The sequence below is a fragment of the Leptolyngbya sp. FACHB-36 genome (assembly GCF_014695955.1).
Taxonomy (GTDB): domain Bacteria; phylum Cyanobacteriota; class Cyanobacteriia; order Leptolyngbyales; family Leptolyngbyaceae; genus FACHB-36.
In genome coordinates this window covers 1-1,677 of record NZ_JACJPG010000234.1, presented here as the reverse complement: position 1 = coordinate 1,677, position 1,677 = coordinate 1, and the positions used below count along the sequence as shown (strand labels likewise).

Here is a 1,677-nt window from a genome sequence, read left to right as displayed (position 1 = left end):
AGCAGAAGCGCAGACGCTTTTTCGCAGCGAATGCCGCCCGTGCAGAACAAAGCAACTTTCGGGTGCTGACGCGGATCAAGATGGGTGGAAACATAATCTGGAAACTCTCGAAACGATCGCGTCTGCGGATTTTGCGCGCCTGCAAACGTGCCAATGCTCACCTCGTAATCGTTGCGCGTATCAATTAGCGTCACATCCGGATCGGAAATTAGCGCATTCCAATCCTCCGGACTGACGTACGTGCCAACCTGCTTAGCTGGACTGATTTCGGGCAGTCCCAGCGTGACGATTTCTTTCTTACGCCGCACCTTCAGGCGATCGAACGGCATTGTCTCGGCAAGCGACTCTTTATGCTCTAAATCTGCCAGTCGCGGGTCCGATCGCAGATACGCCAGCACCGCGTCGATTGCCATCCGCGTCCCGGCGATCGTGCCGTTGATTCCTTCGTCTGCTAGCAGAATCGTTCCCTTGATTCCCTCAGCCGCACAAAATGACAGCAAGGACGATTGTTTCTCGGCAACATCCGGCAGATGAACGAATTTGTACAGGGTGGCAACAACGATTTCGGACATGAAACTAGATTAGGACGCGTCAATTTCAGTTTAACAGCGAGGTAAAACCCATTCTCCAAATTCCAGCGACCGATCAAACGACTGCACCGTTGACGAAATCGAGCATTTCAAATTCTGAACTCCGAATTCCGAATTCCGAATTAATGAAAGCTCTATCGTCGATCACCATTAGTCATTTTGCGGTTGGACGGCGGCGCGGACGCTTCCACACAGCGCGTTCTGCCTTTTCTCGCTCGTAGGCGATCAGCTTGCCGTAATATTCGTGCCGACTCAGGTTCATTGAGAGAAACACATGCTTCCGCATGCTGCCAAAGCCTTTGCGCGTGAAGAACTTGACGGCAGGGAGGTTTTCTGGGTCCGTGTCCACCATCATGAACCGTGCCCCGTCGTCAATCATGCGCTCAACCAGCTTATCCACTAGTTTGTCTGCCACGCCGCGCCGCTGAAACTCTGGGTTGACGCCTAACCAGGTGATATAGCCGTAGACCCAGGAGGCTTTGTTGATAATCGTGCCCAGAATGAAGCCTGCAAGTTGGTCCTGCACCTCCGCTACCAAGCAGTACTCCGGGTCCGTGTTGTACAGCCCAATGACTTCCCACTGGTCCCAGGTGCGGTAGATGTAGGGGTAGAGGTCGCTGGTGAACAGCATTTCTCCGAGATGATAGATAGGCGCTAGGTCGTCAATCTCCATGTCGCGGACGGAGACAACAATTTGGGGTTCGTCGCTGCGGGGAATGTCGGTCATAGGATCTATTTAGTTATTAGTTGTTTGAAGGGATTGAAAAATCAGGTCGATCGCTCTGCCATCAAGAGCGACTGACTCAAAACCGAGAGCTAAAAACTGATGATTAATCGATGGCTAATAACAGGTAGCTAATACTTATAGTGGAACTTCCTGGATGTCAGCGAGGGTAAGAATTGAGTCGGCACGATCGTCTGCATCGGGCTCCACGCAACGAGCGGCAACACCACATCGCTCGCATTGGTTGGCAGCAATGCCAAGTTGAGGGAACGGTTCGCCCAGTTGGTAGCGATCGAGCCAGTGAGTTAACTGATCAAGCAGATGGCTGAGGTCTTGGCGAGTCTGCTCGTGCTGTCGGGTGTC

At 52.5% G+C, this 1,677-nt stretch carries 1 protein-coding gene and 2 pseudogenes; all 3 read right to left on the bottom strand.

From position 1 onward, the window contains the following. Positions 1-572 (bottom strand): annotated as a pseudogene (locus H6F43_RS05610) (hypothetical protein); the annotation flags it as partial. 172 nt (positions 573-744) lie between these two features. Next, a complete protein-coding gene (locus H6F43_RS05605; RefSeq protein WP_190341513.1) occupies positions 745-1,317 on the bottom strand; it encodes a GNAT family N-acetyltransferase in 573 nt (190 codons plus the stop codon). Between the two features lie 135 nt (positions 1,318-1,452). Beyond that, positions 1,453-1,677 (bottom strand): annotated as a pseudogene (locus tag H6F43_RS05600) (PD-(D/E)XK nuclease family protein); the annotation flags it as partial.

Coding starts and splice junctions, on each gene's coding strand:
- H6F43_RS05605 (WP_190341513.1), bottom strand. CDS start 1,317: ATGACCGACATTCCCCGCAGCGACGAACCCCAAATTGTTGTCTCCGTC.